At 32.2% G+C, this 26633-nt stretch carries 25 protein-coding genes; 11 read left to right on the top strand and 14 right to left on the bottom strand.

The window, feature by feature from the left end; translation table 11 throughout:
- Window positions 1-2 precede the first annotated feature (2 nt).
- The gene (locus NNL09_RS13915; protein WP_025665988.1) at window positions 3-689 is read right to left on the bottom strand and encodes an ABC transporter ATP-binding protein; all 687 of its coding nucleotides are present in this window, start codon (window positions 687-689) and stop codon (window positions 3-5) included.
- Window positions 690-940: 251 nt separating this feature from the next.
- Between NNL09_RS13915 and NNL09_RS13920 the strand changes: the two genes are divergently transcribed.
- Window positions 941-1537, top strand: a complete 597-nt coding sequence (locus NNL09_RS13920; protein WP_025665989.1) for a PAS domain-containing protein — start codon at window positions 941-943, stop codon at window positions 1535-1537.
- 125 nt (window positions 1538-1662) lie between these two features.
- On the opposite strand, the gene NNL09_RS13925 is transcribed toward NNL09_RS13920, so the two are convergent.
- Together NNL09_RS13925 and NNL09_RS13930 are read right to left on the bottom strand one after the other, a co-directional pair.
- Window positions 1663-2235 carry a hypothetical protein gene (locus tag NNL09_RS13925; protein WP_025665990.1) on the bottom strand — a complete coding sequence of 191 codons (573 nt, stop codon included), beginning with the start codon at window positions 2233-2235 and terminating at the stop codon, window positions 1663-1665.
- A gap of 43 nt (window positions 2236-2278) precedes the next feature.
- Window positions 2279-4147, bottom strand: coding sequence for an ABC-F family ATP-binding cassette domain-containing protein (locus tag NNL09_RS13930; RefSeq protein ID WP_196909594.1), 1869 nt, complete (start codon window positions 4145-4147; stop codon window positions 2279-2281).
- A 483-nt stretch (window positions 4148-4630) separates the two neighbouring features.
- Here NNL09_RS13930 and NNL09_RS13935 point away from each other — a divergent pair, with 483 nt between their 5' ends.
- The gene (locus NNL09_RS13935; RefSeq protein ID WP_196909595.1) at window positions 4631-6067 is read left to right on the top strand and encodes a C-type lectin domain-containing protein; all 1437 of its coding nucleotides are present in this window, start codon (window positions 4631-4633) and stop codon (window positions 6065-6067) included.
- Window positions 6068-6077: 10 nt separating this feature from the next.
- On the opposite strand, the gene lnt is transcribed toward NNL09_RS13935, so the two are convergent.
- A complete protein-coding gene (gene lnt / locus NNL09_RS13940) occupies window positions 6078-7670 on the bottom strand; it encodes an apolipoprotein N-acyltransferase (RefSeq protein ID WP_196909596.1) in 1593 nt (530 codons plus the stop codon).
- A gap of 718 nt (window positions 7671-8388) precedes the next feature.
- Here lnt and NNL09_RS13945 point away from each other — a divergent pair.
- The 4 genes from NNL09_RS13945 (at window position 8389) to NNL09_RS13960 (ending at window position 10512) form a co-directional block, all read left to right on the top strand.
- The gene (locus NNL09_RS13945; protein ID WP_160170108.1) at window positions 8389-8553 is read left to right on the top strand and encodes a hypothetical protein; all 165 of its coding nucleotides are present in this window, start codon (window positions 8389-8391) and stop codon (window positions 8551-8553) included.
- A gap of 18 nt (window positions 8554-8571) precedes the next feature.
- Window positions 8572-8736, top strand: a complete 165-nt coding sequence (locus NNL09_RS13950; RefSeq protein WP_160170109.1) for a hypothetical protein — start codon at window positions 8572-8574, stop codon at window positions 8734-8736.
- A 498-nt stretch (window positions 8737-9234) separates the two neighbouring features.
- Window positions 9235-9429, top strand: coding sequence for a hypothetical protein (locus NNL09_RS13955; RefSeq protein ID WP_025665994.1), 195 nt, complete (start codon window positions 9235-9237; stop codon window positions 9427-9429).
- Window positions 9430-9747: 318 nt separating this feature from the next.
- Window positions 9748-10512, top strand: coding sequence for a phosphatidylcholine/phosphatidylserine synthase (locus NNL09_RS13960; RefSeq protein ID WP_196909597.1), 765 nt, complete (start codon window positions 9748-9750; stop codon window positions 10510-10512).
- 55 nt (window positions 10513-10567) lie between these two features.
- Here the strand turns inward: NNL09_RS13960 and lptB are convergent, their stop codons facing one another.
- The 4 genes from lptB to NNL09_RS13980 all read right to left on the bottom strand — a co-directional run bounded on the left by lptB (window position 10568) and on the right by NNL09_RS13980 (window position 13544).
- Window positions 10568-11308, bottom strand: coding sequence for an LPS export ABC transporter ATP-binding protein (gene lptB, locus NNL09_RS13965; protein ID WP_025665996.1), 741 nt, complete (start codon window positions 11306-11308; stop codon window positions 10568-10570).
- A gap of 80 nt (window positions 11309-11388) precedes the next feature.
- Window positions 11389-11739 (bottom strand): carboxymuconolactone decarboxylase family protein, encoded by a 351-nt coding sequence (locus NNL09_RS13970; RefSeq protein ID WP_025665997.1) that lies wholly within the window; start codon window positions 11737-11739, stop codon window positions 11389-11391.
- A complete protein-coding gene (gene tatC / locus NNL09_RS13975) occupies window positions 11740-12576 on the bottom strand; it encodes a twin-arginine translocase subunit TatC (protein ID WP_196909598.1) in 837 nt (278 codons plus the stop codon).
- Window positions 12576-13544 carry an SIS domain-containing protein gene (locus NNL09_RS13980; RefSeq protein WP_025665999.1) on the bottom strand — a complete coding sequence of 323 codons (969 nt, stop codon included), beginning with the start codon at window positions 13542-13544 and terminating at the stop codon, window positions 12576-12578. The genes tatC and NNL09_RS13980 overlap by 1 nt, the downstream gene beginning before the upstream one ends.
- A gap of 235 nt (window positions 13545-13779) precedes the next feature.
- Between NNL09_RS13980 and NNL09_RS13985 the strand changes: the two genes are divergently transcribed.
- Together NNL09_RS13985 and NNL09_RS13990 are read left to right on the top strand one after the other, a co-directional pair.
- Complete coding sequence (locus NNL09_RS13985) at window positions 13780-15984, top strand: ATP-dependent DNA helicase RecQ (RefSeq protein ID WP_025666000.1); 2205 nt, start codon at window positions 13780-13782, stop codon at window positions 15982-15984.
- Between the two features lie 659 nt (window positions 15985-16643).
- A complete protein-coding gene (locus tag NNL09_RS13990) occupies window positions 16644-16823 on the top strand; it encodes a class I lanthipeptide (protein WP_074408164.1) in 180 nt (59 codons plus the stop codon).
- 213 nt (window positions 16824-17036) lie between these two features.
- Here NNL09_RS13990 and NNL09_RS13995 read toward each other — a convergent pair whose 3' ends face one another.
- Window positions 17037-17399 carry a LytTR family DNA-binding domain-containing protein gene (locus tag NNL09_RS13995; RefSeq protein WP_196909599.1) on the bottom strand — a complete coding sequence of 121 codons (363 nt, stop codon included), beginning with the start codon at window positions 17397-17399 and terminating at the stop codon, window positions 17037-17039.
- 416 nt (window positions 17400-17815) lie between these two features.
- On the opposite strand from NNL09_RS13995, the gene NNL09_RS14000 reads away from it, so the two are divergent.
- From NNL09_RS14000 to NNL09_RS14010, 3 genes are all read left to right on the top strand, one after another.
- Window positions 17816-18748: a peptidylprolyl isomerase gene (locus NNL09_RS14000; protein ID WP_025666008.1), complete on the top strand. Its 933-nt coding sequence runs from the start codon at window positions 17816-17818 to the stop codon at window positions 18746-18748.
- 323 nt (window positions 18749-19071) lie between these two features.
- A complete protein-coding gene (locus NNL09_RS14005; RefSeq protein WP_025666009.1) occupies window positions 19072-19869 on the top strand; it encodes a hypothetical protein in 798 nt (265 codons plus the stop codon).
- Between the two features lie 11 nt (window positions 19870-19880).
- Window positions 19881-20396, top strand: a complete 516-nt coding sequence (locus NNL09_RS14010) for a YfiT family bacillithiol transferase (protein ID WP_035096298.1) — start codon at window positions 19881-19883, stop codon at window positions 20394-20396.
- 1 nt (window position 20397) lies between these two features.
- On the opposite strand, the gene NNL09_RS14015 is transcribed toward NNL09_RS14010, so the two are convergent.
- From NNL09_RS14015 to NNL09_RS14035, 5 genes are all read right to left on the bottom strand, one after another.
- Window positions 20398-20922 carry an N-acetyltransferase gene (locus NNL09_RS14015; protein WP_196909600.1) on the bottom strand — a complete coding sequence of 175 codons (525 nt, stop codon included), beginning with the start codon at window positions 20920-20922 and terminating at the stop codon, window positions 20398-20400.
- A gap of 42 nt (window positions 20923-20964) precedes the next feature.
- Window positions 20965-21522 carry a thioredoxin family protein gene (locus NNL09_RS14020; protein ID WP_025666010.1) on the bottom strand — a complete coding sequence of 186 codons (558 nt, stop codon included), beginning with the start codon at window positions 21520-21522 and terminating at the stop codon, window positions 20965-20967.
- 223 nt (window positions 21523-21745) lie between these two features.
- Window positions 21746-24259, bottom strand: a complete 2514-nt coding sequence (locus NNL09_RS14025; RefSeq protein ID WP_196909601.1) for a M14 family metallopeptidase — start codon at window positions 24257-24259, stop codon at window positions 21746-21748.
- A gap of 103 nt (window positions 24260-24362) precedes the next feature.
- Window positions 24363-24755: a PUR family DNA/RNA-binding protein gene (locus NNL09_RS14030; protein ID WP_196909602.1), complete on the bottom strand. Its 393-nt coding sequence runs from the start codon at window positions 24753-24755 to the stop codon at window positions 24363-24365.
- A 78-nt stretch (window positions 24756-24833) separates the two neighbouring features.
- Window positions 24834-26591 carry an ABC transporter ATP-binding protein gene (locus NNL09_RS14035; protein WP_025666013.1) on the bottom strand — a complete coding sequence of 586 codons (1758 nt, stop codon included), beginning with the start codon at window positions 26589-26591 and terminating at the stop codon, window positions 24834-24836.
- Window positions 26592-26633: the final 42 nt, after the last annotated feature.

The raw sequence follows: 26633 nt of genomic DNA on the forward strand, positions 1-26633 counted from the left end.
AACTACTTGTTCCTTACATCGCTTTCTATCATTCCATCTCGAAGGCGTATAACACGATGTGCATGTGCAGCAACTTCTTCTTCGTGTGTAACCAGAATAACAGTATTTCCTGCGGCATGAATTTCATCAAAAAGCTGCATGATTTCTAATGAGGTTTTAGAATCCAGATTTCCTGTAGGCTCATCGGCCAATATTATTGAAGGCTTATTTACCAAGGCACGACCAACTGCTACACGTTGTCGCTGCCCTCCCGAAAGTTGATTAGGTTTGTGATCCATTCGATCAGATAACCCAACATCGGTAAGTACTTCTTCTGCTCTAACGGTTCTGTCTTTTTTAGAAGCACCGGCATAGACCATAGGTAAGGCAACGTTATCTAATGCAGTAGTTCTGGGCAATAAATTAAAAGTCTGAAAAACAAAACCAATTTCGCGATTTCGAATATCAGCTAATTCATTATCGGTCATTTTACTAACATCATTTCCGTTTAGATTGTAAGTCCCGCCAGTTGGCGTGTCAAGACATCCCAGTAGATTCATTAGAGTGGATTTACCAGAACCAGAAGGGCCCATTATTGCTAGGTATTCTCCACGAGCAATATCAAGATCAATACCCTTAAGTACGTATACTGTTTCCTGACCTAATTGAAAATTTCTGATAATTCCTCTAATTTCAATAACATTTCCCATATAGTAATCTTTACAGATGGTTAAGATACAATTTTAGACTATATGACGCAGCAGATAAAAAGTTGTTACACTCTAATTGCAAAATGTTCTTTTGTTGATTCTGTGTGCTGCTTTGGGAAAGACAGATGGGTTAAAAGTAAGTTAAAAAATAAATCCCTTAAACCCTCCTAATAATACTATGATTTTTGTCATTTTCTGCATTTGATGTTACGATTAGTTTTGCTCTGGAATGTTAACTAACAAAAACAAATATGAAAGCACTAAAACGCCCCGAACCCATTAATGTAGAGATTGTCTTAGATCCTAAAGAAACAATTATGAGTAAGACTGATCCTAAAGGAATAATAGAGTATGCGAATGATTATTTTATGGAGGTCTGTGGATACGAAGAGCAAGAACTAATCGGTCAACCTCATAATGTGATTCGCCATCCAGATATGCCTAAAATCATTTTTAAATGGTTATGGGAACACTTGCTGGCAAAGAAAAATATACATGCTTTGGTTAAGAATCTGGCAAAAGACGGTAGATATTACTGGGTGATTACAGATTTTGATGTAAAACTGGATGATGAAGGGCAAATTACTTCTTTTTTTGCACGAAGAAAAGCTCCGCCTAGAGAAGCAATTGAAAAAATAGATAAACTGTATAAAAAACTACTAGCAATCGAACAGGCTAGTGGAGTCGAAACAACAGAAAAATATCTCGTTGGATTTCTTGAAGAGAAAGGGATGACCTATCATGAGTTTATTGAAGAGGTTTGCTTCTCTGAAGAGACCAAGCCTTATGATCCAAAAGAGTTACAATATCATAAACGAAGAACAGTATTTTCAAGAATGTTTAGATAATATATGATGATATTTATGATACAATAATTACTTTTTTAAAATTTTATATGAGTGGGTATACTCATGTGATTTAGTTTATGTTTAGATGTAAAAGCCTATGGATTAATTTGATCTTTAGGCTTTTTTTATGCTCTGATGGTGAAGTGTTCTTTTGCTTGCTCGTTTCTAATAAATACAAAACCTAAATGAAAAGTGTCAATAGTTACAGTAATTTTTGGATGTTCTTGTATTGTTTTCCATAAAATGGTATTGTCTTCAGATTCATATATAGAATTGAGTATGATAACACTGTCGTTATGCACCACAGACAACAATAATTCTATATTAAAGAGAGAGTGTAATTGATTTATGTTTAGATAAATCATATCATAATCATTCTTCGATTGGATATTATGATCAATCTCAACCAAATTATCTATTGATAAAATCTCTGATATAACCTTCGAATCTGTCAAAACAAGACCAGTTTTAATGTCAAAATAAGAAAGTATACGATTAAGAAGTTTAGCAGTACGATATCTAACAGGAATTTTTTTGTCTGCTTTTTTATATATTGATTTTATAGCAATATACGCTTTTCGTTTTTCAGTATTATAAAAACATTGGGTAACCAAATTATACACAAAAGGTGAATGTACTCCGTGTTGATTGGTAGATTTAGAAAGAAATCTGAGATATGCTTTTATTTTGAAATACATTTTTTAGTCTAAATCAAAAATCTAACACTATTTGTTAACCATATCATTCTTCCATTTTTTCAGAAAGTTCAAACCATCGCATTTCATTTTCTTCAATTTCCTGAATGATTTTCTGAAGTTTTTTGGACTCGGTATTTATACTTTCTTCGTCTAGATTACCTTCGGCAAAAAGGTTTTCGATTTCTTTTTTTTGCAGCTCTAATTTTTTAAGCTCTCGTTCAATCTTATTGAATTCTTTTTGCTCATTATAAGAAAGAGCAGTTTTATTGTCTTTTTTCCAGGTGTTTTTAACTTTTGTTTCTGTTGCATCTGGTGTTTTTACTTCGGGTTCTTTACTATCTTCATAAATACGATAGTCTGTGTAATTACCAGGAAAATCCTGAATAACACCATTACCTCTAAACACAAATAAGTGATCTACGATCTTATCCATAAAATAACGATCATGAGATACTACAATCAAACATCCCGGAAAATCTAATAAGAAATTTTCAAGCACATTAAGAGTTACAATATCTAAATCGTTGGTGGGCTCATCAAGAATTAAAAAATTAGGATTCTGGATTAAAACGGTACATAGGTATAATCTTTTACGCTCGCCCCCACTTAATTTTTCTACAAAATCATATTGCTTTTTTCGGTCAAATAAAAAGCGTTCAAGCAGTTGTTGTGCAGAAATTTGTCTTCCCTTTTTTAAAGGAATATAATCTCCAAATTCTCGAATCACATCGATAACTTTTTGACCTTCTTTAATAGTAATACCACTTTGTGTATAATATCCAAATTTTATAGTATCGCCGATCACAATTTTTCCATGATCAGGAGGTATAGAACCTGTAATCATGTTAAGAAAAGTGGATTTACCGGTTCCGTTTTTACCAATGATACCAATACGTTCTCCTTTTTTGAAAACATATTCGAATTGGTCTAACAAGATAAGTTTGTCGAAACGTTTAGAGATTTTATGAAGTTCGAGGATCTTACTTCCCATACGTTCCATATTAATCTCGAGTTGAACTTCATGATCATTACGACGTTTATGAGCGCGTTCTTTAATTTCATAGAAATCATCAATTCTAGATTTGGATTTGGTAGTACGCGCTTTTGGTTGTCGGCGCATCCAGTCTAATTCTTTTTTGTATAGTTGCTTGGCTTTATCTGTTGTAATTTGTTCATTTACAATCCTAGCCTCTTTATTGGCCAAATAATAGGCATAATTACCTTTGTAACTATAGAGTTGACCGTTTTCTAATTCTATAATCTCATTACATACATTTTCTAGAAAATAACGATCATGGGTTACCATGAATAACGTAAAATTTTCTTTGGCAAAATATTCTTCTAACCATTCTATCATTTCTAAATCCAAATGGTTAGTAGGCTCATCAAGATATAATAGATTAGGTTTGCTTAATAATATGTTGGCAAGAGCTAATCGTTTCTTTTGTCCACCAGATAATTCACTTACCTTTTTATTAAGATCCTCTAGTTTAAGTTTAAAAAGTATTTGTTTATACTGTGTTTCAAAGTCCCAAGCATTAATTGCATCCATTTTTTCAAATGCTTGCTGATAGCTTTCTACATCGTCGGGATTTAACAACGCTTTTTCATAAGTGTTAATTACTTGAAGAATATCATTGTCTGAGGCAAAAATAGTTTGTTCTATAGTAAGAGCAGGATCCAAATTAGGTTCCTGAGGCAAAAAAGCAACTTTAAGATTTTTGCGATATACAACTTGGCCTTCATCAGGTTCTTCATCACCGGCAACAATATCGAGGAGAGAAGTTTTTCCAGTTCCGTTTTTGGCGACAAAACCAATTTTTTGCCCTTCGTTGATTCCGAAAGAAATGTTTTTAAAAAGGATACGCTCTCCGAATCCTTTAGCGATATTTTCTACTGATACGTAATTCACAATTTTTTATAAAGTTGCAAAGGTACAAGGTTTATAAGTTACAAAGAAGCAAAGTTTTGAAGTTTCTGTATTGTGAAACGATAAATAGAAGATTTATTACAGTATTAATGTTTTATAGCGGTTAATTTTAATTGTATTGTTATTGATTAAAATAAGAGAATTATGTGTTGTTGTAATTCAAAATAAATTCATTAAATCTATTGGAGTATTTTTTGTGAGATACAGTAATTTAAATATGAGTTATAGGAATTTTTATATCTTGCAGATATTATTTACACACTACAATCATTTTTTACTAGGTTAATACATGGGCAAGATATGTATTGGATTATGCTTAATTCTTAAATAGCAAACATAAGAGTTTGGGAGAGGTAGTGTTATGTTACTTCTTTGATGTCACACTTATTGTACAGATTTTTATATGCTTAGTATTAAAGTTATTACTATTTTAAACATTGATATATTACTTTTTTTACCTACTAAATGAGAAAAACACTACTTTATTTATTTGCTTTATTTTTTACTTTGTTATCCTTTGCTCAAGGAACATATAGAGACGAATTTGGATCTGTATCTTATGCCAACAATGATGGTACGTTAAATTGGGCAGGAAACTGGAATGAAATCGAACCTTTTGATTTTAATAATGACCCAGCTGGTGGTTTTATGAGTATTAATGGTAATCGACTTAGATTTAGATGGATATGGTCTGAGACTATAAGCAGAACGGCAAATTTATCTGGAGCAACAAGTGCTACACTTTCTTTTAATTGGGAAACATCTAGCCTCGAAGCAGGAGAGGAGCTAGCTATTAGAGCATCTAGTGATGGAACTAATTTTACTACTCTAGCAACATTTGGAGGTACTCAATCTGGTTTTTATAGTGTAGATATTTCAGCATATATTTCTGCTACTACGACAATTCGTTTTGATAATGTTGGGAACAACTGGGATGCTAATAATGACAGAGTTTTTATCGATAATGTTCAGATCTTAACTGCGGTAACTGTTAATCAACCTCCTACAATTGTAGTTAGTGGTGATCAGCATTTTTGTCCTAGCCCTACCAATTCTAGACCAGTAGTACAATCGGTTACTATTACTGATCCTGATGATACAACTGCCGATGAGATTTCAATACAAATATCATCAGGGTATGTTAATGGGCAAGATTTGTTAACATTAACTGGTAGTCACCCTAATATAACAAGTTCTTGGAATGCAACCGAAGGGAGACTATTTCTTACTGGCCCAGCAACATTTGCCGAGTTTGAGGCAGCAATTTTGGCTGTAGTATATTCAGCAAACGCATCTAGTCCTCCCGAATTAAAAGAATTTTCTATAGTGATAGGGAATGCGCTATTCCTGCCTGAGACGGGACATTTTTATGAATTCGTATCAGATACGGGGATTCGTTGGGATGATGCAAGAGATGATGCTGCTACGAGAACATATTTTGGATTACAAGGGTATTTGGCTACATTAACTAGTGCTGCTGAAGCTGCTTTTGCTGGATCACAGATCACAGGTAATGGGTGGATAGGAGCAAATGACGAAGCTGCAGAAGGACAATGGACATGGGTTACCGGGCCAGAAGCAGGAACTCTTTTTTGGACAGGAAATCAAACTGGGTCTGTTGTTCCTGGTGAATTTGCATTTTGGAATAATGGTGAACCCAATAATGCAGGTAATGAAGATTATGCACATATTACTGCACCAGGTATAGGGATTCCTAATTCATGGAACGACTTACCTATTGCTGGAGGAACCGCAGGAGGAGCTTACGAATCACAAGGTTATATTGTAGAATATGGTGGTATGCCAGGTGATATACCTCTACAGATATCTGGAGTAACTAGATTAAGAATAAGTTGCTCTGTGATTACCAATAGACAACGAACATATAGAGTAAATAACTAAGTTCTATTTGTTAGGAGGGTAAAGACATTTTTCTTTTTCGTCGGGTTATAGAAAAAAGAAATATAAAAATCGATAAAAATATAGAAACTCTAGCCAGGTAATTTCCTGCTTTTACATAGAATGTGATTTTATCATTTGTAACAAGGGTTCCTTTTAATGCTCCTTGTTTTTCGTAATCTAATTTTGCTACGATATTTCCTGTTTGGTTAATAATAGCAGAAATTCCGGTATTAGCACTTCGGGCAATGCTTCTTCTGGTTTCAATAGCTCTTAGTCTAGCATAAGATAAGTGTTGTCTATGCCCTTGAGTATTACCCCACCAGGCATCATTAGTAATAATTGCCAGAAAGTTAGCCTTATTTCTAATATACCCTGTGGCAAATTCTCCATATATACTCTCATAACAGATTAAAGTTCCTACTCCAATACTATCTTTAGAGAAAAATACTTCTCTATCTTCTTGCGTAGTTTTCTTGGCGACTGTTCCGCCAAGATCAATCATAGCATCACCCAAAATAGGTTTTAAAACACTTTGATATGGAAAATTTTCTACACCAACAACTAGTTTGCTTTTGTGATATAACTCATCAGTGCCGTCGGGGCGAACAAAAAATGCAGAATTATAGTCATCATAATAAATACCTTCTTTATAAGTGTTCGTTTGTTTGCGAATTTTACCAGGATCATTAAATACATCTATTAATGATATTCCTGATAATACATTTGCATTAGGATATTGGTTAAGTATATGTTGTGCTGTTTTTTTGGCAATAGAAATAGAGAAATTGGTAAGCCTATTGTTATCTGCAAAAACAGTTTCTGGAGCAATAATAAAATCTGTTTTTGAAGTAGCAACTGTATTTGTTAATGAGTCTAATAATTTACCTATTCGGGTATCTGTGGTGTTATATTTTTCGGTATAGGGATTTATGTTTGGTTGTAGAATAACCACTTCGATATCGCTACCTTCTTCTTTATACGTTTTTAGAATAATAAATGATATTATAATAGGTATTAGAATAATCAATCCATTACTAATTGCAGATCTGTATAGAATAGCTTTATCCTTATGTTCTTTAAAAAGCAGTATACTTTTAAAAATACTAATGTTAATGACCCAGATCCAAAGCGTACCACCAAAAGTTCCTGTGTATTCATACCATTGTACCCAGGAGGTAAAGCTTGCAAATCCATTACCCAGATTAAGCCAGGGCCAGGAAAACTCCCATTGTAAGTGTGTATATTCAAAAGTCATCCAAAAGCAAACCAGAAATATACTACTAATCGTAAATGTGGTTCTTTTGGCAACAATATGATAAATCAAAAATACCAAAGTCATCACAAGGCTATTTACAATTTCTGCAAACCACATACCAAACGCAGTAGAATTATAGATCCACCAGGTGGTAATTATATTCCAAATAAAAAAGGTAAGAAAAGCAAAGGCAAAAATCTGGCTTTTACTGTATTTATTTTTGCGAATGCTATATTCTGCAATCAAAAGTGGAACAAATCCAAAGAATAAAAATAAAGGAAAACCATAGGTCGGCCAGCTAATGGCGAGTAAAAGGCCTGAAATAATACACAATATGATGTTTCTCATAAAAAAAGCTTCCTTATTAATAACGAAATTAAACTTATTTAGTTACAATTAATATAATTGAATGTTTCTTTTTTGTAACGTTTAGTAATAGATAATCTTTTAAATGCTTAAACTGGCGATTTGATATAATTCTTTGCAATGTGATGTTTACGAAATTCATTGCTTAAAACTATATTTTATTTTGAAGAGTATAGAGTTACTTTTTTAATTTCTTTTCTAGGTTTTTTATGTTTTGACAGCTTGATATTTGTAAAATTTATAGCGGTCAAAATTTATAAATTCATACCTCGTTTTTAGGGGTATATGGCTAATTCCCTTGTATTTCTACTAGCCTTTATACTATATTTGATTCGGTTGTTAATACTTGTTTTGTGCATTGGGATCACTGTCAGGAAAAAGAAAAGTAAAGGCTTCAATTAGAGCAATAATATATCTGATGTGTAAAAAAAATACTCTCAATTTTATTCCATAAATATTAGTAAATGGGCAATCATATTCAAAAAGAGGATGACCTATCAGATTTGATTTTCTTTATCAAAGATCTTGATGAAAAAACATATCAGTCGATGACTCCTAAAAAAGAATGCAAACAGTATCATAAACAAACAAAGCTCTAAAATGAGCTTTGAATATAAAAATATTCTCTCGCGAGGAATAGACACACATGGTGAGTGTCTTAAAATGTTCATCACAACTGTAAATATTGAATATTTAAATTATGAAAAAATCAATTTTAAATTTAGGAAAAGTTATAAATAAAGCTAAACAAAAAACTATTAATGGTGGAAAGATGGAAGCCTCTTGCGAAGAATTAGGGTGGAACGAATCAACTTGTAAATATGGATCATCGGCTTCTGATATCAATTATCTTAAATGTTGTTAATTATTAAATCATTCTAAAATGAAAAAATCAATTTTGAATTTAGGAAAAGCTTTAAGTAAAGCAGAACAAAAATCAATTAACGGAGGTATTGCCCCATATTTATGTACTCTAGGAGATCCATGTTATATTTTTATGGGACCAATATGTACAGACGTATGTATGCATGAACCTGGAGATAGGTAGAATGTATAATTAATTCTACAATTATATGTTTAAAAGTAAACAATCATTGTTTTAAAGTTCATATTACTGTAGGTTATTGATAACTTGGCTGCAGTTGCTTTTTATTAAAAAGCAACTCAGCTTTTTTTCAAGAACGTACTAAAGTTTTTCTAAGTATGTGATAAAAAGTTATATGTAAATATAAATTACTTTTTTTCAATAAGATATATTATATTAGTTGTGTTTTATTACCCCAACCCCTCAACCTAACTTTGGATAAACAGAGGGCTAGAATCCATTTTGATATAGTGTTGTTAATAGTGGGTTTACTCTTTTTTATTACGGATTTGGAAGAAAATAATCGGTTACTATTGTTTTATTCAAAATATAAAAATATAAAATGTTTTTTACAGCTTTTGTATTGTTTGAATTAGGAATAATGTTTTTTATACAGAATAGACACAAACGATGAGTGTCTTAAAATGTTTGTCGTAAAAAAATAATCTTAAAACCTATATCATGAAAAATCACATTTTAAACTTAGGTAAAATTTTAACCAAAACACAACAAAAACAAATTAATGGAGGAGGGGGACACCCAGCATGCTATTCTCATCAGGATTGCCCTGGATCAATGGGGTGTTGTAGACCTGGAGGTAGCGGATTAGGACTGTGTATGGTGTTTGAGCAGTATATAAAATATTGCAATATATAAATGATTAATAGTTAATAAAGAAGACTGATTATTTTTCTTCTTTTCAAAAAAGTTAAACGCTGATATGAAGCACTGATGTTTTTTTATAAAGATATCAGTGCTTTTTTGTAGTAAATAATCATTTTTGGAAAGCTAATTCTAAATAAATTTAATTAGGTTGTTATGACTTATTTTATTTGAAAAAATGATAGGATACTATGATAGTAATTTGATTATAATCTACGATTTGTAACTAGCAGAATAATTCTTTTTTGGTTAGAAACCATTATCAGATAAAGTATCCATTAAGTTTACTATTTTTACACAAAATCAGACTTCATGTTTATTAAAAGACAAATTCCAAACTTCATTACACTTCTCAACCTTTTTTGTGGATGTATTGCTGTTATTTTTGCTGTTTTGGGGCAATTAGAATTTACTGCATTGTTTGTAATGCTAGGTATAGGATTTGATTTTTTTGATGGTTTTGCAGCGAGAATATTAGATGTTAAGAGTGAATTAGGGTTGCAACTTGATTCTTTGGCAGATATGGTTACCAGCGGGGTCGCACCTGGTATTGTGATGTATCAATTGTTGTCTCAAGTTTTTGGGAAACCATTTTATGTAACTCCTGGTTCTTGGAATTCTGAACAGGTTTTAGCGAGTTTTGATATGTCTTATGTATCCTTACTGGGTTTATTGATAACCTTGGCTTCTGCATATCGATTAGCTAAATTTAATATAGATACCCGTCAAACTACTTCATTTATTGGCTTGCCAACACCAGCAAATACATTACTAATTGTTAGTTTGCCATTAATACTCAAGTTTCAACAAGAACCCTGGATTTTAGAAATTATCCTTAATAAATGGTTTTTGATAGGGTTAACTATACTAAGTTGTTATTTGCTTAATGCAGAGATTCCTTTATTTGCTTTAAAATTTAAGAATTGGAGGTTTGCAGAAAATAAGATTCGTTATATTTTTATAATACTTACCGTTATTTTAATTGTACTCTTAAAATTTATAGCAATACCTTGTGTGATATTACTTTATATTTTGATGTCTTTATTTTTCAAAGAAAAAAAGCCGACCGAAGAATAGTTTTTGATCAGTATTTTTTACGATAAGATTCAAAAACCAAATACCGGTATTATCATTAAAAGTTCAATTTCTTTTTTCTAAGCTCGAAATTTTGCCCCAGATAAACTTTACGTACCATTTCATCTTCGGCCAATTCTTCGGGAATACCAGCTTTTAGAATACTTCCTTCAAACATCAAATAGGTTCTATCTGTTATCGCAAGAGTTTCCTGTACGTTATGATCTGTAATCAGAATACCGATGTTTTTATCTTTTAACTGGGCAACAATACGTTGTATATCTTCTACGGCTACTGGATCTACCCCGGCAAAGGGTTCGTCTAAAAGGATAAAATTAGGATCTGTAGCGAGTGCTCTTGCGATCTCTGTACGACGACGCTCACCACCACTTAGGAGATCACCACGATTTTTACGGATATGTCCTAAGCCAAACTCTTCGATAAGCGCTTCCATTTTATGCAATTGCTCTTTTTTAGAAAGTTTGGTGAGCTGAAGTACACTTAAGATATTATCTTCGATACTTAATTTTCTAAACACAGAAGCTTCCTGAGCTAAATAACCGATACCATTTTGGGCACGCTTATACATTGGGTATTTGGTGATGTCGATATTGTCTAATGAAATTTTCCCTCCATTAGGTTTTACCAAACCAACAATCATATAAAAAGAGGTTGTTTTACCAGCACCATTTGGTCCCAGAAGTCCAACAATTTCTCCTTGATTCACTTCCAGAGAGATTCCTTTTACTACTTTTCTACCTTTATATGATTTTATAAGATTATCTGCTTTTAACTTCATATCAGAATGACTTCTTTATATCGGGGGTGTTGCTAAAATGAGCTGGTAAATTTACATTATTCTTTTTAACTGCTACATACTTAAGAAGCTTTTGCTTCAAGGGCGTCCCAAAACTCATAAGCGCGACGTAAATGAGGGATAACGATAGTACCTCCTACCAGGGTAGCAATACTAAGAGATTCGACCACTTCTTCTTTGGTTAACCCTTCTTTATGACAAGTTTCAAGATGATAGCGTACACAATCGTCACAGCGCAGCACTACAGAAGCTACCAACCCTAATAATTCTTTAGTTTTTACATTTAGAGCACCTTCCATATAGGCATTAGTATCCAGGTTAAAGATTCTCTTAATTATTTTATTATTGTCCTCCAGAATACGAGAATTCATTTTCTCTCTGTAACTGTTGAATTCGTCAACTATATCACTCATTTAGATTGTTTTTTGTAATTTTTTCTTTTCTTTTTTTATAACGGCTTTAGATATAAAAATACTTACCTCGTATAATATTAAAACCGGAATAGCAACAATAACCTGACTAGCAATATCAGGTGGCGTAATTACGGCAGAAAGTATTAATACAATTACTAAAGCAAATTTTCTGTATTTTTTTAAGAACTCAGGAGTAACTAACCCTACTTTGGTAAGGAAAAACATAATAACAGGAAGTTCGAATATTAGACCACAGGCGATTACAGAAGCCCTTACCAGTGCTATATAGCTATCAATATCAAATTCGTTAAGGACCTCTTTACTCACTTGATAACCTCCTAAGAAATTAATGGATAATGGCGTAATTACGTAGTATCCAAAAAGTACTCCCAAGAAAAATAAACAGGAACAGATAATAATAAATCCTTTAGAATTCTTTTTCTCTTTATCATACAACGCGGGAGAAATAAATTTCCAGAATTCATATAGTACATAAGGAAATGCTATAATAAAACCCGCTGTTATTGAGGTCCAGATATGAACAGAAAATTGACCTGCTACTTTTCTGCTCTGTACGCTAAAAGGTAATTCTTTAAAGCATAAACTTTCATCTAAGCCTAGAAGTTTAGATAGATTACAGAGACCATTATAAGTAGGGAAATCTGGTTTTTTTGGACCAAAAATTATAACATCGAAGATGAATTCTTTTGATATAAAAGCTATGATTCCTGCAATGAGTACTGCAACAGTAGCCCGAATTAAATGCCAGCGTAACTCTTCTAGATGATCTAGAAAAGACATAGACTGAGGATCTTTTTGAGTAGTGTTGTCAGCCATTATAAAATACCTTCTCTCATTAAATCATGAATGTGTAGTAACCCCACATATTTGCCATCCTTTTCTGCTAGTAATTGAGTTATTGAGTTTTCCTCTAATTTCTCTAAAGCATCTACCGCCATAGCATCATTATCAATACGTTTGGGGTTAGGAGACATAATGTCGTTAGCAGTCAAACCTTCAAAAGAAGTAGTTCCTTTTGTTAACATTCTACGTAAGTCTCCATCAGTTATAATACCAAGAATAGCCCCGTTTTCTGTAACTGCGGTAGCTCCTAATCTTTTTTCTGTCATTTCAACAATTACATTGTTTATATTAGACTCTGGAGATACTTCAGGTTTTTCGTTTCGAGATGTGATATCGCTTACTCGAAGGTATAGTTTTTTCCCCAATGCACCTCCTGGATGATATTTGGCAAAATCCCTACTAGAAAACCCTTGCAGGTGCAATAAGCATACTGCGAGTGCATCTCCTATAACCAGTTGTGCAGTGGTACTTGTTGTAGGGGCTAGATTATTAGGGCATGCTTCTTTTTCTACATAGGCATGCAATACGTAATCAGCTTCCTGACCTAAAAAAGACTCTTTATTAGCTGTAATACCAATTAAAGGATTTTTAAAGTTTTTAATCAAGGGAACCAGAACTTTTATTTCTGGAGTATTCCCACTTTTAGAAATACAAATAACAACATCATCTTCGAGAATATTTCCTAAATCACCATGAATGGCATCGGCAGCATGCATAAAAACTGCAGGGGTACCTGTAGAATTCATTGTAGCAACAATTTTGGTGGCAATAATAGCACTTTTGCCTATACCGGTAATAATAACTCTACCTTTTGAGTTATGTATCGTTTCTACAGCATCAGAAAATTCTTTATCAATGAGCTCTTCTAGGTGGGCAATTGCACGAGCTTCCTCGGCAACAGTTTTTTTAGCATATGAAATTATAGTGTCCTGGGTGTTCAAAATTTAAAAAATTTTCGTGTTATAAATAAAGATTTTACTATCTTTAATTTACGCAAAGGTATACAATACCTTATTAATTTTAAATAGTGATAAAAAAAAGCGTATTAATTTATGCTTTGTTTATCTTTGGCATACTAAAATTAAAAACGAAACATCCACTAAGTCTGTATTTGGGGAAATAGATTTAGTGTTAGTGAATCTTTATTTAATTGGTATATAAAAGTTAAATGATTTAATGAGTTTGAATGAAACTGACTTGCAAAGTGCTTTAAAAAAACATTTTGGGTTTAGTCAATTTAGAGGACTACAGGAAAAGGTAATACAGAGTATTTTGGAAAAACAAAATACATTTGTAATCATGCCTACAGGCGGGGGTAAATCCCTATGTTATCAACTGCCCGCTTTAATGTGTAAAGGGACCGCTATCGTGGTTTCACCCCTGATCGCATTAATGAAAAATCAAGTGGATGCTATTCGAAGTATTTCATCAGTAGAGGGTATTGCCCATGTACTTAATTCTTCTCTTAATAAATCCGAAGTAAAAAGGGTAAAAGAAGATATAATTAATGGGGTCACCAAGTTATTGTATGTTGCACCAGAATCACTTACTAAAGAAGAGTATGTAGATTTTTTAAAATCTCAGGAAATTTCTTTTTTAGCTGTAGACGAAGCGCATTGTATTAGTGAATGGGGACATGATTTTAGACCCGAATACAGAAATCTGCGTAATATTATTAAAAGAATAGGAGAAGATATTCCTATTATAGGACTTACCGCAACTGCAACTCCAAAAGTACAGGAAGATATTCTTAAAAATTTAGGGATGAGTGATGCTAAAACATTTAAAGCATCTTTTAATCGCCCTAATTTGTTTTATGAAATACGCCCTAAAACAAAAAATGTAGATGCAGATATAACCCGTTTTGTGAAACAGAATAGTGGTAAAAGTGGAATTATATATTGTCTTAGTAGAAAAAGAGTAGAAGAGCTGGCGCAGACATTAGAAGTTAATGGCGTAAAAGCTGTTCCTTATCATGCAGGATTAGACGCCAAGACCAGAGCTAAACATCAGGATATGTTTTTGATGGAAGATGTAGATGTAGTGGTTGCTACGATTGCTTTCGGGATGGGAATCGATAAACCCGATGTACGTTTTGTGATCCATCATGATATGCCTAAAAGTATAGAGAGCTATTATCAGGAAACAGGACGTGCCGGCCGAGATGGCGGTGAAGGACATTGTTTGGCATACTATGCGTATAAAGATATAGAAAAGTTAGAAAAATTTATGAGCGGTAAACCTGTTGCCGAACAGGAGATAGGTCACGCTTTGTTACAAGAAATAGTAGCATTTGCAGAAACCTCTATATCCAGACGTAAATTTATATTACATTATTTTGGTGAAGAGTTTGATGATGTAAATGGTGATGGCGCTGATATGGATGACAATGTGCGTAACCCGAAGAAAAAGCACGAAGCCAAAGATGAAGTAAAGTTACTACTCGAAGTAGTTAATAAAACAGGAGAGATTTATAAGTCTAAAGATCTGGTTAATACACTTATTGGTAAGAGCAATGCCTTAATTATTTCGCATAGAACGCATCAACAAGATTTCTTTGGAAGTGGTAAAGAACGAGATGATAAATACTGGATGGCTCTTGCACGCCAGGTATTAGTACAAGGGTATTTACGTAAGGATATCGAGACTTATGGAGTGATTAGGATTACTGCAGAAGGAAAAAGTTTTATTGATAACCCGGTTAGCTTTATGATGACCGAGGATCATATATATGATGAAACTAATGATGATTCTATAATAACTGCAGCAAAATCTGGAGCTAAAGGTGGTAGCGATGAGAAGTTAGTCGGAATGCTACGAAATTTGAGAAAAACAGTTTCCAAGAAACTAGGAGTCCCTCCATTTGTGGTTTTTCAGGATCCTTCTATAGATGATATGGCACTTAAATATCCTGTCACTGTAGAAGAATTAGCAAATGTTCATGGTGTAGGTGAAGGTAAGGCTAAAAAATACGGGCCTGCATTTGTAGCGCTTATTGCAGAATATGTAGAAGAAAATGATATTATGCGACCCGATGACTTTGTAGTAAAGAGTACGGGAGCGAATAGTGGTCTTAAATTATATATCATACAAAATGTAGATCGTAAATTACCATTAGATGATATTGCTGCTGCAAAAGGGATGGATATGCCTACCTTTATTAAAGAAATGGAAGCAATTGTATACAGTGGTACAAAACTTAATATTGCCTATTGGATAGATGAAATCCTTGATGAAGACCAACAAGAAGAAATTCATGAATATTTTATTGAAGCCGAAAATGATAAAATAGATACAGCAATAGAAGAATTTGATGGGGATTATGATGATGAAGAATTGCGCCTATATCGCATCAAATTTATTAGTGAAGTGGCTAATTAGAATATGATATACAATATAAAAAAAGGCTTTGGAGTTACTCCAAAGCCTTTTTTACTGCCTTACTCCAAAATCAGTTTATTTATAAAAAATCTCGAAGACTAACTGAAAAATACTTATTTCAAAATTTAAATGAATCGTTAAAACTAATTTTGTTAACGTTTATCAATTAATCTACTACACTCGCCAATATGTTAATTTGGTTTTTATTTACTAACCATATATTTATATAAGATTTTATTTTTTATACGATATAAGTGTAATCAGTTTGTGAGAAATAAATTAAATCATCTATTGTATCTGAAAAATTAAAGCATTGAGGTATTAACTTTTTTTAAACTATATGCTAAATTTTGAATAGCATAAATAAATTGGAGAAACAGTTAAAAAACACAAAATCAAAAAAATTAAAATCTCATTATATTGATTTCTTGTTGGAATTATTGAGACACCTGCAGTACTTATCAATAAAAGATGAAAACAGAATTAAAAAGCTGTCGGGTAGTAGATAAAATCACAGGTACGTAGAGCTATAATCTCAGTTTAGCTCGTGGTATGTCTGGTATCTTAAAATAGATCCATACCATTTTTGATAAGTAGAAGCAAGTAAAAGTATTTATGAAGAATACTTATTTATTCAATAACAATTAAAATTTTTAATCATGAAAAAAAAGAAGTTATCTAATTTAAATTTAAACAAAAAAACGATTTCTAAATTGAATAGTTCAAAAATAATTGGAGGTAGAGATTCTCGTCCTACTGTTCCTACTTTAGAACTTTCTTATTGTATAGGTATTCCCGGAGTTCCTGCAGGTTGTATGTCTGTTGACCCTTGTGCATAATAAAACCTCTATCCTGTTACTTTATTTTGTAGTAGTGAAAGTGATTAGGTAAGAAGGTATTAATCATTTGATAAGAGGCTGTCTAAAAATATTTAGGCGGTCTTTTTATTTTCAGTTATTTGATTTAGATTCTGGCTTAAGTTTTCGATATCGAGTGTTTTAGAAAATAACTTAAAGAGCTCTATGTATGTAAAAAAATTATTCTACATCAATTTATGAAAGACTTTTTATTAATTCTATTAACTTTGGTCTATTACGTATAGAAACAACTATTCTTTCTTTATTACTCAGAGTGATAGCTTCTTTTTTGTATATAGAGTGAATTTGGTTAATATTAATCAATGTTGATCTATTTGCTCTAAAGAATCCTTTTTTAGATAATAAGCCTTCGTAATATTTTAAAGATTTCGAAACTAAATAAGTTGATTTGTTGGATGCTGTAAAAAGACTATAGTTGCCATCTGCCTCACATTTAATAATGTCATTTATATTCATTGCAATATGCTCATTCCCAATATGAACTAGTATTTTGGAGGTGTTGGAACTTTCTTTTAAAAAAATATGGTTTTGCGTCAAAAGAAAAGGTTTTTTATTGATTTGTTACTTTGAATTGTTCTTAGACTTAGAGTATGTTATTAACTTGATATTCCGTTTTTGGTTTTGTTTAATAGATATAAGGGGATACAAATATTGTTACTAAATGTGTTTACTATATAATGTAGTAATAATGTAAAATGTTACCTTGTTTTTATGTTATATTATGATTTAATGTGACGTTGTGTTCAAAAATATTGACGTTATTCAGGATGATCAGAGATTATGATTATAAATATTCATTTAAATTTAAGCTAAGAATATTGTTAGAACCGTACTAATTTATTAATTTTTCTAAAACTTAATGCCATTTGCTTTTTAAGAACACAAAATATTATAATAAACCACCTACAATTTCCTATCTTTGCAACTTGTTTAAACTTAAATAAAAGACTGTCATGCAAGACGGATTATACGCAAAATTTAATACTTCAAAAGGAAGTATATTAGTAAATCTAGAATATAAAAAAACACCAGGAACAGTAGGTAATTTTGTTGGCCTGGCAGAAGGTAATATAGATAATCAGGCTATTCCTCAAGGAAAACCATATTATAATGGTCTAAAATTTCATAGAGTGATTGCAGATTTTATGATTCAGGGAGGAGATCCTCAAGGAACTGGAGCAGGTGGACCAGGATATCAATTTGATGACGAGATTCACTCAGATTTAAAGCATGATGGCCCGGGAGTATTATCTATGGCTAATGCTGGTCCAGGGACAAACGGAAGCCAGTTTTTTATTACTCATGTAGAAACATCTTGGTTAGATGGAAAACATACTGTTTTTGGTAAAGTAGTAGAAGGATTAGAAGTTGTAAATACAATAGAACAAGGTGATGAAATCGAATCTGTAGAGATACAGAGGGTAGGAGCAGAAGCCGAAAGTTTTAATGCTGTTGAGACTTTTAGAAGTTTTAATGGAGCTAAAGCAGAAAGAGAAGCCGCAGCCAGAAAAAAAGCCGAAGATTTATTAGAAGAAATTGCTGCGGGATTTGAAAAAACCGATAGCGGTTTAAGGTATAAGATTATTCAAAAAGGAGATGGGGCAAAAGCAGAAAAGGGAAAGACTGTTTCTGTGCATTACAAAGGGAGTCTGACTGATGGCACAGTATTTGATTCTTCATATAAACGTAATCAGCCTATTGACTTTCCGTTAGGAATGGGACAGGTAATTTCTGGATGGGATGAAGGGATTGCACTGTTACAAGTAGGAGATAAAGCAAGATTTGTGATTCCACCATACCTTGGATACGGAGACCGAGGTGCCGGAGGAGTTATTCCACCTAATGCAACACTTATTTTTGATGTTGAGTTGGTAGAAGTGAAATAACTTTAGTTCATTACATACAAAATTTAAAAAAGTCCCTAACACAGGGACTTTTTTTATTACTTGTTTTATCTGGTACATAAAAATAGACCCCTCATATTTATGATTTGATAATAATGTGAGAATAATGAAAGCATAAATTATTATATCCCTAGTGTTTTTTTATATTAAAAGCTTTATTTTTAATGAATTGTATTTTTTTTAACATAGTTTTTTATTATTTTTAACATTGCGATTTTTTTAAAATCATTTTGTTAAAAAAATGTATTAGGAGGTTTAAATCCTCTTTTATTTATATTTTAACCCAAATTGCATACCCCCTAGATATGAAACAAGGACTTATTACTTTTTTGATTCTGTGTAATATTCATCTTGCTCTCGGTCAAGAAAAGGCAGACATTCTAGTAAACATCAATGATCAAATAGAGATGATAGATGGTTATATAGAATTTGAAACTTTTTTCTTAGATCCAGAAGAGTTTCTTGATAAGATGGCTGATCATGGCGCAGAACTAAACGGATATTATGAGCATGAACGACTCAAAAAGATTGTTAGAAAAGTTGGTACCAGAACAGCAGATGTTGTAACGGTATTTTATTTTTGGAATGACCAACTTATTCATGTAAACTACAAACAACGCCCTTATTTAGAAACAAAAAACGAGAATGGTCAACGAATTATGGACTATTCTAGTGCTTTTACTAAGTATGAGTCGAAGCATTATTTTAAAAATGATGAAGAGCTAGAAAAAAAAGAAATCGGCCAACCTATGGATGATATGGAGCCCGAAGAAGAGTTTATCAAATATGCGTATAAAATGAAAGCGCTATTGGATAACAAATTCTATAATAGAGATACATATGAAGCACTGCAGGGAAAATGGCTTTTTATTCAGAATACAGATGATTATTTGATTTTTGAAGGAACAATACGATTTAATTTTTATAACGGAAAATTTGCAAATCGTTTAAAAACCAGAATAGAAGATGGAGGCGTATTGGTTTGTTTTTTTCCAATGGATGATCGTATTTATAGATATAAAATCAATGACTTAAACGATAATATGCTTACATTAACAGATCTTTTCTCTAAAGAAGAATTTGTTTATGCTAAAGTAGAATGATTTTTTAAACTATGGATTTAAGATATCCTATAGGAAAATTTGAATGTCCAAAAATTATAACTTCGGATCATATCCAAAGATGGATATATGATGTAGAAGAGTTACCGACGAAATTATTAAATCTGGTTTCCACATTTAGTGAACAACAGTTAGAAACACAATATCGTCCTGGTGGATGGACCGCCAGGCAAGTAATACATCATATTCATGATAGTCATCATAATGGATATATTCGATTTAAGTGGGCATTAACAGAAAATAAACCCATGATTAAGGCCTATGATGAGCAATTATGGGCCGAATTATTTGATACCAAGTCTGCACCAATTCATTTATCCCTAGACTTGATAAAAGCTTTACATGCTAAATGGGTATACTTCTTAAAAGGTTTATCTGCTCATGATCTCGAAAAAGAGTTTATACATCCAGAAGGAGATATATCAATTTCGTTGGGCGAAGATATTGGTATCTATGCATGGCATGGTAATCATCATTTTGCACATTTGCAAATTATTGCTCAGCTCTAATTTAAAGAGATAATACCATTCTTTGCATCTCCCTATGTTCATCTTTTAGACCAGGATACTCTAGGTCATAAAAAGAAACAGTATCAAATCCTATATTTTTATAAAAAGATAGTGCGGGACTGGTACTCATTACATCTAGCCAAACTATTTTCTTACCTAGATTAATAGCATAATTTTTAACAAACTCAATCCCCTTTTTACCGATGCCTAAACCAGTGACTGATTTTAAAAGATATATTTTTTCTAGTTGTAATGTTATAGAAGCATCAAACCCTTTGATGGCTTCCTGCTTTTTTATTTTTAGTAATCCTAAAGATGTATTTGCTTTTTGAATTAAAAAATAAACAATGGTATCTGTTTTAAAATCTTCTTCAAAAGCTTTTTGATTGAAACTTAGATTTACATAATAACTGGGATCATTATTTTCCCAAATATGGGCATAATGTTCGGGGTAGAATTGTTGACTTATTTTACTCAACTCTCTAATATCTTTAGTAGAGCATTCTTTAAAAACTACTTCTTGCATATCTTGAAACTACGATATTGTAGCAATTTTTATAAGTTATATCTATTCTTTCCACTTAATATTACAACCAATACTTGGTTTTTGTTCTTCAGAAACTTTGGCATTGCGAAGTACTGCATCAAGCGCCTGACGAAGATCGCGGCCATTTACAGGAATTCCGTTTCCAGGTCGAGAATCATCTAGTTGTCCTCGATAAATAAGTTTTGACTCTGAATCAAATAAGTAAAAATCAGGAGTGCAGGCAGCATCATATATTTTAGCAATATCCTGGGTTTCATCAAATAGATATGGAAATGTATAGTTGTTTTTTTGAGCAGTTTTCCACATTTCTTTAGGAGCATCCTGAGGGTATTTTTCAATATCATTACTGCTAATAGCCACAAAACCAAATCCCTGAACCCGATAGTCATTAGCGATACGTACTATTTCTTCGTTAACATGAATCACAAAAGGGCAATGATTACAGATAAACATAACCACAGTTCCTTTTTCGCCTTTTACATCGTTAAGAGAATACTTGTCATTGGTAACAGCGTCTACAAGTGTAAAATCGGGTGCAATAGTACCAAGAGGTAACATGTTAGAAGGAGTACGAGCCATGATTTTCTTTTTTTGAAAGGTTCCAAAATTACAATATTATACCATATAAGTCTACAAAAACAGACCTTAGTTACAACTGTAATTTACAATTTTAAACATTGAACTCATCTTGATTTTTTCTGTTTGTAAAAACATAAGGCTTTTAATCCTTAACGATACCCTTTTTATAGGGTATAAGCTACGGTGCAAAAAAAATCAAGATGAGTAGTTCACTTAATACGTCTTACATTTCATCACTAAAGAAAATAGCATTCATTAGTAATTTATTCGTTCCATACCAAAAAGCTCTAAAATTAGTATTGTCGGTAAACAAGATTATATTTCCTTTTCCGAAATCATTATGTTTAAAAGGGACTGTTCCTGATAGAGAATCCAAGTTCTTTTTACTAATATATCCACTTAACAATGGTTTTTTTGTATATCGAATAGGATTGTTATAACTCTGCTTATCTGGTTTAATAAATAATTTTGTATTTCTAAATAGTGAAATCGTATTGTTTTTATATCCAAAATTAATAGGATGAGAACGATCTATTTCGGCTTCAAAAATAGCTCCACCAATTACTTGTGCACCATTAAAATCTTGTCTTTGTTCAAAGGATATGTTTTTTGCATCATTTTTTGGAGTAGCAAATTCGATTTTCATGAATTCGTTATTCTTAAAAAACTGGGCAGCATTTCTATATCCAATTAGTGTCCCGCCATTACGAACCCAAGTTTTTAATTTTTTTGCTTTTTCTTTGTCAAAAGACTGTCTCCAGCTATTTGGTAATACAATATGTGTGTATTTTGATAAAGTGATTCTGTTAAAATTACGTGTTTCTAATTTTGTGATAGGAATATCATAACGTTGATCCATTAAATGCCAGATTTCTCCAGCATCATAAGGTGTGATTCCACTACCTGTAAACAATCCTATTCTTGGAAGTGATAAAGCACGAAATTGATTACTTCCCAGATCAATCCCCTTTGTCAGTCCTGTAGAAACACCAGTGATATCGATATGATTCTCTGCAGCTATTTTTTGTAACAATTTATGAAGCTCTTCTTTATTTAATTTTTGATTCTGAACCGGTATTAAAATTGTACCATAGTCATAATCATTGTTTTCTAAAGAAAAAGGTTTCATCCCAACTTTGGCTCGCAATCCATTAGCTAGGATTTGATATAAAGCTTTTGGAGTGTAATACTCATGCCATTGTATCAGGTATGCATAATCACTTTTATTAACCGGATTGATTTTGCGATACGTGAGGTCTGATATTTCGCTACCTATATTAGAAATAGCTGCATTGTCAGAATAGTCCAGATTAAAGGCCAAAGGAAATGTCCAGGCAGAAACATCATAAAAGAGACTGTCTTGAAATGCTGTTCTTTTTTCAAAAATAGCTTTTAATAACCTTTTTTGTCGCTGGTTCTTAGGAACAATATAGCTATACTCTTTTTTGAAAAAATTACCCTTAATGGCTATATCTTGTTTAAGTTCGTATAATTTGATTTGATGTCTCTTAAGGATTTCGGCAAGATGATAAGATGAAGCTGCATCTTTTTCGTTACCAAAAATATAAGCATCTTTAGTTACTTCCTTTCTTGCATTATTGTAAAAACTTCGTTTATATTCTAATAACTCTTTACGCATTGATTTTGCAGCTTCTAATGTAGAAAGTGTTGCGGTAAATTGATTTCTTATTGTAAAAGGAAAAGTGAGTAGCCCATTATCGGTTTGCTGAGCATGACCACGCGAACTACCTTGTTCAAATAAAATACCAATACTACCATTAATATCAGGGAAAGTAGATCCTTTACCATAATAAAAGTCGTCGAAATTCTCTTCGGTATAATATAGTGAACCAATATTGTCTAATGCTTTAGCGTGATAATTACCAATTTTTTTGGTGAGTTCTTGATTTAATTTAGGAGTTAAAGGATGTGTTCGTGATTGAATTCCTGGTTGAAAAAAGAAAGTACTATTAGATCCCATTTCATGATGATCGGTAAGAATATTGGGGTACCATTTATGAAAAGTCTTGATACGAGCTCTGGATTCTGGTAATTGTACTGGTAACCAATCACGATTCATATCGAACCAATAATGATTTGTTCTTCCTCCCGGCCATACTTCACTGTATTCTCGATCTTGAGGATCGGTACTAATATTTTTACTTTTATTGGTATTAGCCCAGTAAGCAAAACGCTGTAAGCCATCAGGATTCAATGAGGGATCGAATAAAATAACAACATTGTCTAAAAGATTATCTATTTCTTGTCCCTGTGCAGCAGCAAGATAGTATGCCGCAACTAATGATGCATTAGAACCACTAGGTTCGTTACCGTGAATAGAAAATCCTTGATATACAATTGCTGGTAGATCTTCTATATGTATTGCAGTAGAGCCATTTTGGGTAAGTTCTACATGCTTTTTTTGTATTTCCTGAAGGTTTTGGTGATTTTTTTCTGAGGTTATCGTAAGTAATAGTATTGGGCGATCTTCAAAAGTTTTTCCTCTATCTTCAATTGTTATTCTTGAAGATGCTTTGGCAAGAACCTGCATATAATTTACAAGTTTATCATGGGTTACATGCCATTTTCCCGGGACATAACCAAGTACACTTTGCGGAGTAGGAATATCAGGATTGTATGTAACATTTTTTGGAAGGTAATATTCTAAAGATAAATCATCTTGAGAAAAAGAGACAAAGTTTAATAGTGCAAAAAAAACAGTAAAAATATGTTTCATACGTTTTATTTTTTTGTAATTATTTTTGATGGGTGAATATAAAAAAAACCGCTTCAGTGAATGAAGCGGTTTACATAACTTTAACTTAAAGTCGTATTATTGTCTAGATATCGTCAAAACTTACATCTGTAAAGCTTTCTGTTGATGCAGAAACTTCTTCAGTAACTTTATTTTCAACTCCATCTTTTTCATATGATTTCTGAAAGTCTTTTTGATGACGTTCACTTATTACTTCTTCTCCTTTTTCATCGACAATGAAGTGAGTCATTTCATTTAAGATCTCTGTAAAACCAACAAAATCTTCTTTGTAAAGGTAGATCTTATGTTTCTTATAGTGAAAAGATCCATCATCATTGGTAAACTTTTTACTTTCTGTTATTGTTAGATAATAATCTCCTGCTTTTGTAGCTCTTACGTCAAAGAAATATGTTCTTCTTCCTGCTCGTAAAACTTTTGAGAAAATTTCTTCTTTATCCATCATTTCATTATCACTCATAATCCGTATTTATTAATTAATTAATATGTTATGATGGTTTCAAAAATCCAAAAAAATTGTTAACCTCACAAAAAAAACTCAAATTTCTTTTTCACTAAGTTGTTTTAAATAGAGATCTTTATAATATCCTTCGGTGCTTATTAGTTGATTATGAGAGCCTTGTTGGATTATTTCGCCATCTTCTAAGACAATAATTTTATTTGCATTTTTTGCAGTAGATACCCTATGACTTACTATAAAAGTTGTCTTATTCTTAGAAATTTTGTGAAGATTGTTAAGGATTTCTTCTTCTGTTTCGGTATCAACAGCAGATAAACAATCGTCAAAAAGGAGTACAGGAGGATTTTTAAGTATTGCTCTTGCTATAGAAACACGCTGTTTTTGACCTCCGGATAATGTGATCCCACGCTCTCCTAAAACAGTATCATACCCTTTACTAAAACCTATTATGTTTTTATGTACTACTGCATTTTTGGCAGCTTCATATACTTGATCATCTGTCGCATTCTCATTGCCAAATTTTATATTGTTTTGTATACTATCACTAAATAAAAATGCATCTTGAGGAACATAACCAATACTCTCTCTTAAATCGGTTAAATTGAGGTTTTTTAGAGGAACTCCATCTATTCGTATTTCACCCGACGAAACATCGTATAGCCTGCCTATTAAATCTAATATTGTTGATTTTCCAGAACCGGTTTTTCCTATAATACCTATTGTTTCTCCATTTTTAACTTCAAAACTAATATTTTTTAGGGCAGTGATATTAGTATCATCATAGGTAAAAGAAACATTGTCAAAATTAATATTTCCAGTAATTGGTGTTTTTTGAGTTACTGTATTAGTGATTTCTGGTTCCTGACTAAGAAATTCATTAATTCTTACTTGAGAGGCTTCTGCTTGCTGAACGATAGAACTAACCCATCCAACTGTGGCTACAGGCCAGGTAAGCATATTAACAAAAATGATAAATTCTACAATTACACCTAGATCTTGTATCGTACCATCGATAAATTGCTTTCCTCCAATATAAATGACTAGAATATTACTAAAACCGATCAGTAAAACCATTAGGGGGAAAAACAATGCTTGTACTTTGGCCAGATCAAGATTCTTATCCTTACTCTTATCAGATAATTCGGTAAAACTTTTCTGGGTGGGAGATTCCAGACCGTATGCTTTGATTACAGAAATACCACTAAAGGATTCTTGAGTAAAAGTGGTTAGTTTAGATAAAAACTCTTGCACTACAGTACTACGTTTATGAATCGCAACACTTAATTTATAAATAGAAACCGATAATATGGGTAAAGGAGTAACAGTATATAAAGTAAGCTCAGGAGCTATACTAATCATATATCCTATCACCACAACAAATAGAGTAATAGTGTTTACACTATACATAATTGCGGGACCAACATACATTCTAACTCGAGATACATCTTCGCTAATGCGATTCATAAGATCACCTGTTCTGTTTTTCTTATAAAAATTAAGAGATAGTTTTTCATAATGTTGAAAAACCTCATTTTTAAGATCAAACTCAATAAATCGAGAAACTACAATAAAAGTCTGACGCATTAAAAAAGTAAATAATGCCGAAATAAGTAATGCCCCTGCAATAAGAAGAATATTTATGATAAGTCCGCTTTTTACCTCGGCAATATCAGTAATCTCTTTATTAATATATTGTTCTACAACATCTACAGAGTCACCAACTAATGTAGGAACTATTGTAGCAAAAACTCTTGCGATTATAGTAATTACCAATCCAATGATAAGTCGGTATTTATATTTTAAAAAGTATTTGTTCAAATGGCGTAATGCGCGCATAAAAGATTAATATTTATAAGTGAATTTATTAATAAATCCGTA

Origin of the sequence: Aquimarina sp. EL_43, from assembly GCF_943422735.1 — a bacterium.
GTDB classification, from domain to species: Bacteria; Bacteroidota; Bacteroidia; order Flavobacteriales; family Flavobacteriaceae; genus Aquimarina; species Aquimarina megaterium.

Bases quoted from the DNA above. Each gene is read 5' to 3' on its own strand.
- tatC (WP_196909598.1), bottom strand. From the start codon at position 12,576: ATGGCTGACAACACTACTCAAAAAGATCCTCAGTCTATGTCTTTTCTA.
- NNL09_RS13985 (WP_025666000.1), top strand. From the start codon at position 13,780: ATGAGTTTGAATGAAACTGACTTGCAAAGTGCTTTAAAAAAACATTTT.
- NNL09_RS14030 (WP_196909602.1), bottom strand. From the start codon at position 24,755: ATGAGTGATAATGAAATGATGGATAAAGAAGAAATTTTCTCAAAAGTT.
- NNL09_RS13915 (WP_025665988.1), bottom strand. From the start codon at position 689: ATGGGAAATGTTATTGAAATTAGAGGAATTATCAGAAATTTTCAATTA.
- NNL09_RS14010 (WP_035096298.1), top strand. From the start codon at position 19,881: ATGGATTTAAGATATCCTATAGGAAAATTTGAATGTCCAAAAATTATA.
- NNL09_RS13945 (WP_160170108.1), top strand. From the start codon at position 8,389: ATGAAAAAATCAATTTTAAATTTAGGAAAAGTTATAAATAAAGCTAAA.
- NNL09_RS13960 (WP_196909597.1), top strand. From the start codon at position 9,748: ATGTTTATTAAAAGACAAATTCCAAACTTCATTACACTTCTCAACCTT.
- NNL09_RS13970 (WP_025665997.1), bottom strand. From the start codon at position 11,739: ATGAGTGATATAGTTGACGAATTCAACAGTTACAGAGAGAAAATGAAT.
- NNL09_RS14015 (WP_196909600.1), bottom strand. From the start codon at position 20,922: ATGCAAGAAGTAGTTTTTAAAGAATGCTCTACTAAAGATATTAGAGAG.
- NNL09_RS14000 (WP_025666008.1), top strand. From the start codon at position 17,816: ATGCAAGACGGATTATACGCAAAATTTAATACTTCAAAAGGAAGTATA.
- NNL09_RS13990 (WP_074408164.1), top strand. From the start codon at position 16,644: ATGAAAAAAAAGAAGTTATCTAATTTAAATTTAAACAAAAAAACGATT.
- NNL09_RS14005 (WP_025666009.1), top strand. From the start codon at position 19,072: ATGAAACAAGGACTTATTACTTTTTTGATTCTGTGTAATATTCATCTT.
- NNL09_RS13925 (WP_025665990.1), bottom strand. From the start codon at position 2,235: ATGTATTTCAAAATAAAAGCATATCTCAGATTTCTTTCTAAATCTACC.
- NNL09_RS13920 (WP_025665989.1), top strand. From the start codon at position 941: ATGAAAGCACTAAAACGCCCCGAACCCATTAATGTAGAGATTGTCTTA.
- lnt (WP_196909596.1), bottom strand. From the start codon at position 7,670: ATGAGAAACATCATATTGTGTATTATTTCAGGCCTTTTACTCGCCATT.
- NNL09_RS13955 (WP_025665994.1), top strand. From the start codon at position 9,235: ATGAAAAATCACATTTTAAACTTAGGTAAAATTTTAACCAAAACACAA.
- NNL09_RS14025 (WP_196909601.1), bottom strand. From the start codon at position 24,259: ATGAAACATATTTTTACTGTTTTTTTTGCACTATTAAACTTTGTCTCT.
- lptB (WP_025665996.1), bottom strand. From the start codon at position 11,308: ATGAAGTTAAAAGCAGATAATCTTATAAAATCATATAAAGGTAGAAAA.
- NNL09_RS14035 (WP_025666013.1), bottom strand. From the start codon at position 26,591: ATGCGCGCATTACGCCATTTGAACAAATACTTTTTAAAATATAAATAC.
- NNL09_RS13950 (WP_160170109.1), top strand. From the start codon at position 8,572: ATGAAAAAATCAATTTTGAATTTAGGAAAAGCTTTAAGTAAAGCAGAA.
- NNL09_RS13935 (WP_196909595.1), top strand. From the start codon at position 4,631: ATGAGAAAAACACTACTTTATTTATTTGCTTTATTTTTTACTTTGTTA.
- NNL09_RS14020 (WP_025666010.1), bottom strand. From the start codon at position 21,522: ATGGCTCGTACTCCTTCTAACATGTTACCTCTTGGTACTATTGCACCC.